The following is an 8,388-nucleotide window of genomic DNA, read 5'->3' as shown; positions in this document are numbered from 1 at the left end:
ATTATTTTTTAATAGTAAAAACCGCTGAACATTTCAGCGGTTTTTTTTTGCTTAAATTTTGTAGAACATAGACTAAAGTCCACTAGTTAATATTTTAATATGTTGCAACCTAATTGGTGGTTTATTTACTTGAGTTTACAGCTGCTATGAAACAAAAAATCGCTAAGAGTGTCTTGTTGTCCTTGCTTTCTCCTGTATTGATTGGGAGTGTATTAGGTCTGTACTTTAGTGTCACAAACGCGGGCACAGGAATAAACATATTTATAAGTATGCTCACCATTGCCATTTCTAATGCCTACATAGTGGGTTTGTCGATGGCCGTGTTTGTGGTGCCAGGGTATTGGTTTTTACATAAAAATAGCAAGGTGCGCTTCGATATGATACTCATGCTAGGTATGATGGGAGGCGCGGTATTTAGCTATGTTTTCTCAGCTAAAGAGGGCGGTGCACTGCTTATCAATACGATAATGGCAACTTTAGCAGCAGGCTTGTTTTTATATGGCCTAAGACGTTTTGCATAAGTTAGCAGCTGTAAGCTGCTCTATATTTAGCCAAGTAGCACTATATTTACGGATATTTAATACTTTTTCGCCAGAAAAGGTTTCAATTAATTCTTTGAAAGAGTACCTTAGGCTTTTGTATGTTGTAACGTGATTTAGTAGATGCAAAAGCAAGATTTTTATCAGTCACTCATAAAGCAAGCTCAAGCGTTAATTAGTGGTGAAAGCAATGTGATTGCCAATATGGCAAACTTAAGCGCGTTGCTGTTTACGTCTTTAGAAGACATAAACTGGGCGGGCTTTTATTTTGTTGATAGCCCACAAGAGTTGGTGTTAGGTCCTTTTCAGGGCAACCCAGCTTGTATCCGTATTCCTATGGGGAGAGGGGTTTGTGGCAGCGCAGCGTATTCTAAAAAGACTCACTTGGTAGAGGATGTGCATGCCTTTGATGGGCATATTGCGTGTGACGCCGCGTCAAACTCAGAAATAGTGATCCCTGTATTTAAAAACGGTGAAGTATTTGCTGTTTTAGATATCGATAGTCCGAGTTTATCTCGATTTGATGAGGCGGACAAAAACGGTCTTGAAAAATTAGTAAAAAGCTTTGAGTTGACACTATCGTGAAAGACTTATTAAACGTACAAGATTACTTGTTCTCAATTGCCGATGTAGGTGATTGGGAAGGTGAAGAAGAACATGTTGCCGAAACGTTAAATGAGCTTATTCATTTTGCTTGGCAGCAGTTACCAGATGATCTCGAGTGTGAAATCATCGATAATTTAATCAACGGTATTTGGGAACATCTTCGTGGTGATTTAGCTTTACTAGAAGCTGAATTTGAAGAGTTAACAGACTGGGTAATACACTATATCCAATCATCATTAGATGAACAGAAGTCATAAATAGGTTCAAACATGGAAACCACAAACAAGCTAAAAGATATTAATGAGGTTCTGGATTTCTTATATTCAGAGTTTCCTCAGTGTTTTAAACAAAAGGATGGCATTAAGCCATTAAAGGTCGGTATTTTTAAAGATATCGCAGAGCGCATTGAAGGTTCAGAGAAAGTAAGTAAGACGCAGGTTCGTCAGGCATTGCGCAAATACACCTCTAATTGGCGTTATCTCGAAGCCGTGACAAAAAATGAATTCAGAATTGACTTAGATGGCAATGATGCCGAAAAAGTTGAACAAGAGCATATTGAGCACGCACAAAAAGCGCTTGAAGAAAGTCGAGCTAAAATGGCGAAACGTAAGAAGCCACAGCGTCCTCGTCAGGACGGTGAAACAAAATCTTACAAAAAGAAAGGTGCGCCTCATCCTCGTCAAGGTGATAAAAACGCTAGAGTTAATAAGAAGCCAGCGCCTCAGCAAGCTAAGCGTAATCCAGGAAAAGTTGAACCATTACCTGCTAACGAGGTCAAGGTTAATAACAAAGTGAAAGTTAAGTTAGGCCAAGCACTTGTAAATGCAACTATTACAGAAGTCAACAAAGAAGAAGTGCACGTTGAATTAGTAACTGGTATGCAAGTAAAAACTAAAGTTGATAGCCTATACATCGTTTAAGGAGTTTGCGTATGAGTAAAAAGTTGACACTCATTCATGTTATCGCCGCGTTATTATCTGGAGCAGCATATGCTTCATCAAATACGGTTACAGAGAAGGATATTCCGGTGCTTGCACCAGAAGCCCAACATACAACGGCAAGCAAAAGAGTGACCAACCTATTTACTCGCCAACATTATAAACGATTTAGTTTTGATGACGCTTTGTCACAAGAGATCTTTAACCGTTATATCGACTCACTTGATTTTAACCGTTCGGTTTTTTTGCAAAGCGACATCAAACAGTTTGAAAAATTTCAAAAGCAATTTGATGATGCATTGAAAAGTGGTAAGTTAGAATTTGCTTACGAGCTATTCAATTTAAGTATGAAACGCCGATTTGAGCGTTTCCAATATGCACTTTCATTGCTTGAAAATGAAATGGTATTCGATAAGCCTGACAATTTTCACTATGACCGAGAAGATGCCCAGTTTGCGACAAGTCAAGTAGAATTAGATGAACATTGGCGTCAGCGAGTTAAGTCTGATGCGTTACGTTTGAAACTAACGGGTAAAGAGTGGAAAGAAATAAAAGAAATATTGGCTAAGCGTTACAACAATGCGTTGAAGCGGTTGGTACAAACTAATAGCGAAGATGCATTTCAAATTGTGATGAATGCATTTGCGCGCAGCGTTGAAGCTCACACTTCTTACTTATCCCCCCGCAGAGCTGAACAATTCAAAATGGATATGGACCTTGAGCTTGAAGGTATTGGGGCTGTCTTAGGCTATGACGAAGATTATACTACCATTCGCTCATTAGTTCCTGGTGGACCTGCAGATAAATCCGAGAAAATTAAGCCTGAAGATCGAATTGTTGGTGTAGCACAAGATGGTGAAGAGTTTGTAGATGTAATTGGTTGGCGTCTAGATGATGTTGTGGATTTAATTAAAGGACCGAAAGGGACTAAAGTTAGGTTGCAATATTTGAAAGGGTCAGACACGCACGGAACACCAAAAGTAGTTGAAATTGTGCGAGACAAAATTCGCTTAGAAGATAGAGCTGCAAAATCGGAAGTATTTGAAGCTAAGTACTCAGACCTAACGAGTAAAATTGGTGTAATTGAAATACCAAGCTTTTACAATAACTTGTCCAAAGACGTAAAAGTTGAAATCACCAAACTGAAAGAACAAAAAGTTGATGGTATTGTTATTGACTTACGCCAAAATGGTGGTGGTTCACTGTATGAGGCAACGCAGTTAACAGGGTTATTTATCGACCAAGGGCCTGTGGTGCAAATTCATACCGCTTATAATCGTGTGGAAGAGCAAAAAGACCGTGACGGCATTACATTTTATGATGGTCCAATGACAGTTCTTGTTGATAGATATAGTGCCTCAGCATCTGAGATATTTGCTGCGGCTATTCAAGATTACGGTCGTGGAGTCGTGATTGGCGAACAAACCTTCGGTAAAGGTACTGTTCAACAGCATCGTGGGTTAAGTAAAAACTATGACTTATTTAGTAATACACTTGGCAGTGTGACTTATACCATTGCTAAGTTTTATCGCATTAATGGCGGCAGTACACAAAATAAAGGGGTAGTCCCAGATGTACTTCTACCTTCAGCAATAGAGCCTGAAGAGTGGGGTGAAAGCCAAGAAGACAATGCGCTCCCTTGGGACAGCATAAAAAGAGCACGTTATAGCAGTTTAGATAACTTAAAACCTGTTGTTGAGTATTTGCAATCTAAGCATATGGCGCGTGTCAAAGTTGAGCCTGAATTTAAATACGTTTATGATGATATTGCCCGCTACAAAGAACAAAAAGATGAAAAGAAAATATCTTTGGTTGAAGCGCAAAGATTGAAAGAACGCGATGAAGGAAAGCTTCGTTCGTTAACTCGAAATAACGAGCGTTTAAAACGATTAGGTAAGGAACCAGTTGAGAACTTAGATGACTTACCAGATATCTTATCAGAGCTAGACCCATATTTAGAAGAAGCTGCACTGATAACTCAAGATCTTATTACATTTGGTCGGTTAGCGAAAAATGATGTTTAAAAATTACTCAATATCGATATAAAAAGGCGCTACGGCGCCTTTTTTGTTACGACTTGCGCTACGAATTTGCTATTATCCACGCCAGTAATTTTACGAATAACAAGATTAGGTCATTACGATAACCCCAGCGGTTGTGCGTGAAAATAATAATAAGCATGAATATTCATGCATAGGAGAGTTCAGTTTGAAACAACCTAAACAACCCTCATATTTAGATGCGTTTATACCAATTACCGTTTTAGTTTGTTTGCTCGGTGCAGCTGTCTACCTTTATGGTGACAACTCGTCATCAGGGCCAAACCAAATAGCATTACTATTTGCTACTTTTACTGCGGCATTGGTCGGTCTGAAAAATGGTTATACATGGAAAACACTTGAAGATGCGATGATAAAAGGGATCACGCTATCCCTTGGTGCTATTTTAATTCTACTGATGGTGGGTGCTTTAATTGGTACTTGGCTGCTCTCAGGCACGGTTCCTACATTGATCTACTATGGCTTACAAATAATCAGTCCAAGTTGGTTTTATGCTGCCAGTTGTATGATTTGCGGTATAGTTGCTATGAGTATTGGCAGTTCATGGACAACAGCCGCAACAATTGGTGTTGCTCTATTGGGGGTGGCCACAGGCTTAGGCCTAGACCCAGTGGTAACCGCTGGGGCTGTTATTTCAGGAGCTTATTTTGGTGATAAATTAAGCCCTCTGTCTGAAACCACTAACTTAGCTCCAGCGGTAGCTGGCAGTGATTTGTTTGAGCATATTCAACATATGCTTTGGACAACAGTGCCAAGCTTTGTAATTGCACTAATTATTTTTACTTTTATGGGCTTTAGCGCTGATGTAAGTAGTGATATCGGTCGTATAGAAGAGATTGTGACCATATTAAAGGGTAATTTTAATATAAACCCCGTGATGTTGGCCCCATTACTCGTTTTACTTATTTTAGCCTTTAAAAAAATGCCTGCGTTCCCTGCGATTTCAATCGGTGCTGTTGTGGGCGCAGTGTGGGCGATGCTGTTTCAAGGTGATTTGATTCAAAGCCAAATAGACGTGTCTCAAGGTCAATTAGTTGGTCACTTTAAATTGGTATGGGCTACATTTTATGAAGGCTTTAGTATTACCACCGGAGATGCCAAAATGGATAACCTACTCAGTGGTGGTGGCATGTCAAATATGCTAACGACCACATGGCTGGTAATGACTGCTCTTATGTTCGGTGCAATTATGGAAAAGACCGGCTTGTTAGAAGTTTTTGTACGGAGTATTTTGAAAGTCGCAAAAAGTACGGGTTCATTAATAGCATCAACGGTAGCCACGTGTATTGGCACAAATGTTGTAGCGGCTGATCAGTATATAGCAATCGTTGTCCCTGGTAGGATGTTTAAAGAAGAGTACGAAAAAAGGGGGTTGAAACCTGTAAACTTATCTCGAACTCTAGAAGATGGCGGTACTATAACAAGCCCCTTAATCCCTTGGAATACTTGTGGCGCATATATGCAAAGTGTGTTGTTAATCAATCCATTTGACTACGCGATGTATGCATTCTTTAATTTAATTAATCCTGTGTTGGCAGTGATTTATGCTTACTTAGGTATTAAAATCTTACGTATCAAGCCAAAGAATATGCCACAGCAAGTTTAATAATATTGCCCCGTCAGTTCGGGGCATTTTTTGAGGAAAAACGATGCAAATTAAACCTCAAGCTAAGTATCTAAAAGACTATCAGGCACCATCTCATGAGGTGACTCATTTAGAACTTACTTTCGATTTACACCCTACTAAAACCAAAGTTAAAGCCAAAGCACATTATGTTTCTATTGAAGGTACCTCTTCGTTGACCCTCGATGGTGTTGGTTTGACACTACTTTCTATACATGTAAATGGCCAACCTTTTGAACATTTCGAGTGCAAAGAGCAGCACTTGCAGCTGCATAGCTTACCAAATGAGTTTGAGTTGGAAATAGAAACTGAGATCTCGCCAAAAACCAATACCTCGTTAGAAGGGCTATACCTATCCGGTGGTGCATACTGTACACAATGTGAAGCTGAAGGTTTTAGAAAGATCACCTACTTTTTAGATCGCCCAGACGTTCTTACCATTTATACAGTAACGGTGATAGGCGAGCAATCAATGCCATGTCTGCTGTCAAATGGTAATCAAGTTGAGTCAGGCCAATTGGACGATGGACGTCACTTTGCTAAGTGGCACGACCCATTTAAAAAGCCGAGTTATTTGTTTGCATTAGTCGCTGGTGATTTTGACAAACTTGAAGATATATTTGTGACTTGTACCGGTCGTAAAGTTGATTTAGTTTTATTTGTGGATAAAGGAAACTTAGCAAAAGCGCCTCATGCTATGGCCTCACTTAAACGAGCAATGGAATGGGATGAATCACGCTTTAAGTTAGAGTATGACTTAGACATTTATATGATTGTTGCGGTAGATTTTTTCAACATGGGGGCAATGGAAAATAAAGGTTTGAATGTATTCAATAGTGCCTGTGTTTTAGCCAATCAACAAACTGCAACAGATAGAGATTATCACACTATTGAATCTATCGTTGGACATGAATACTTTCATAACTGGACTGGTAACAGAGTGACCTGTAGAGATTGGTTTCAGCTATCCTTAAAAGAAGGTTTAACGGTATTTCGTGACCAAGAGTTTAGTAGTGACTTAGGCTCTCGAGGTCTAAATAGAATAGATGCTGTGATGGCTATGCGCACGCATCAGTTTGCTGAAGATGCGGGCCCGATGGCTCATCCGATCCGCCCTAATAAAGTTATTGAAATGAATAATTTTTATACAGTGACGGTGTATAACAAAGGGGCGGAGGTGATCCGCATGATGCATACGCTGCTAGGAGAAGAGAATTTTCAAAAAGGTATGCAATTATACTTTGAACGCCATGACGGACAAGCAGTTACGTGTGATGACTTTGTTGCAGCCATGCAGGATGCCAGTCAAACTAACCTAAGCCAGTTTAAACTATGGTATGAGCAAGTTGGTACGCCAACACTAACTGTAGCGACCGAATTTGATGACATCAGTGCGACGTATACATGTACTTTCACCCAGAAAAATGCTCAAAATGACCCGATTCAAAGTCCATTGCATATTCCATTCGCGATAGAATTACTAGATAAAAATGGGCATGCTTTAGCGCTTAAAGTTAATGGGAAAACCACCTCGAAAATTATCGATGTTACTCACCCAGAACAAAGTATCACATTTGAGCAGATACCAGAGCAACCAGTTGCCGTATTACTAGAAGATTTTTCTGCCCCAGTAATTGTTAATTACGATTATAAACTATCTGAACTTGTTCATATTATTGCGCATGCAAGCAGTGATTATGCACGCTGGGAGGCGACGCAGCAGGCTTTTAAATTAGAAGTCCTCGAAGGGGTCAAACAGTATAATGCACATGGAACCATATCGCTATCGTGTGAGTTGGTAGATACATTCCATGCCCTGCTATGCAAACGGCAAGGCGATTTAGCTTTACTTGCAGAGCTAATAAGGGTGCCAAGCTTTGATACGCTCTCAAGTGAGTTTGAGTGCATACCTGTAGATGCACTCAATACGTGTATTGTGCAATTTGAATTAGATATTGCTACTCGCTTAGCTAATTCTTTGAAACAAACCTATGAATCATGTGAAGAAAAAGGTGAAATGAGTCATAAAGCCGTATCTGCAAGAGCATTAAAAAATGTGTGTTTGTATTACTTAGCAATGGTCTGTGATGAAAAGATATTATCTTGGATACAGTCACAATTGGACTGTGACAATATGACATTGAAGCTTGGCGCTTTAAAAGCCGTGTTTAATGCACAATTACCTTGTTCGGGACCTAGCATGGCTGTTTTTGATTCTCAGTGGCGTCATGATTTGTTGGTGATGGATAAGTGGTTTGCCTTACAAGCAACACAAAAATCCGATCAGACTATTGCAAATATCAAAGATTTGTACGAACACCCTTGCTTTGACAAGTCAAACCCAAATCGCGTTAGAGCACTGGTTGGTAGCTTTGCGCGTGGTAATGCAGTGCAGTTCCATCGACTTGATGGCCAGGGGTACCGTTTATTAGGTGACTTACTTGTTGAACTCAATGCAATTAATCCACAAAACGCTTCTAGAATGTTAACGCCATTTATGTCGTGGAAACGATATGATAAAGCGCGACAGAAATTGATGAAAGAACAGCTTGAGCGCTTGGCGAAGTTAACAGACTTAAGCGGTGACTTATATGAAAAAGTTGATAAAGCTTTGAACTAGG

General features: G+C 39.7%; 7 protein-coding genes. All 7 read left to right on the top strand.

Going from position 1 to position 8,388, the window contains the following annotated elements:
- The first annotated feature begins 146 nt into the window (after nt 1-146).
- Nucleotides 147-521 (top strand): hypothetical protein, encoded by a 375-nt coding sequence (locus SANK73390_RS10910; protein WP_462766053.1) that lies wholly within the window; start codon nt 147-149, stop codon nt 519-521.
- A 141-nt stretch (nt 522-662) separates the two neighbouring features.
- Nucleotides 663-1,124, top strand: a complete 462-nt coding sequence (locus tag SANK73390_RS10905; protein WP_462766052.1) for a GAF domain-containing protein — start codon at nt 663-665, stop codon at nt 1,122-1,124.
- Complete coding sequence (locus tag SANK73390_RS10900) at nt 1,121-1,402, top strand: hypothetical protein (protein WP_261593458.1); 282 nt, start codon at nt 1,121-1,123, stop codon at nt 1,400-1,402. Before SANK73390_RS10905 ends, SANK73390_RS10900 begins: the two co-directional genes overlap by 4 nt.
- A gap of 12 nt (nt 1,403-1,414) precedes the next feature.
- On the top strand, nt 1,415-2,065 hold the full coding sequence (proQ, locus tag SANK73390_RS10895; RefSeq protein ID WP_261593460.1) for an RNA chaperone ProQ: 651 nt from the start codon (nt 1,415-1,417) through the stop codon (nt 2,063-2,065).
- 11 nt (nt 2,066-2,076) lie between these two features.
- Nucleotides 2,077-4,107 (top strand): carboxy terminal-processing peptidase, encoded by a 2,031-nt coding sequence (gene prc / locus SANK73390_RS10890; protein WP_462766051.1) that lies wholly within the window; start codon nt 2,077-2,079, stop codon nt 4,105-4,107.
- A gap of 184 nt (nt 4,108-4,291) precedes the next feature.
- Nucleotides 4,292-5,749, top strand: coding sequence for a Na+/H+ antiporter NhaC (gene nhaC, locus SANK73390_RS10885; protein WP_462766050.1), 1,458 nt, complete (start codon nt 4,292-4,294; stop codon nt 5,747-5,749).
- Between the two features lie 43 nt (nt 5,750-5,792).
- Entirely contained in the window at nt 5,793-8,387 is a 2,595-nt protein-coding gene (gene pepN / locus SANK73390_RS10880; RefSeq protein ID WP_462766049.1) for an aminopeptidase N, read from the top strand.
- Nucleotide 8,388 lies beyond the last annotated feature (1 nt).

It is taken from the genome of Pseudoalteromonas sp. SANK 73390 (genome assembly GCF_054966645.1).
This window is presented reverse-complemented; position numbering and strand designations above follow the sequence as displayed.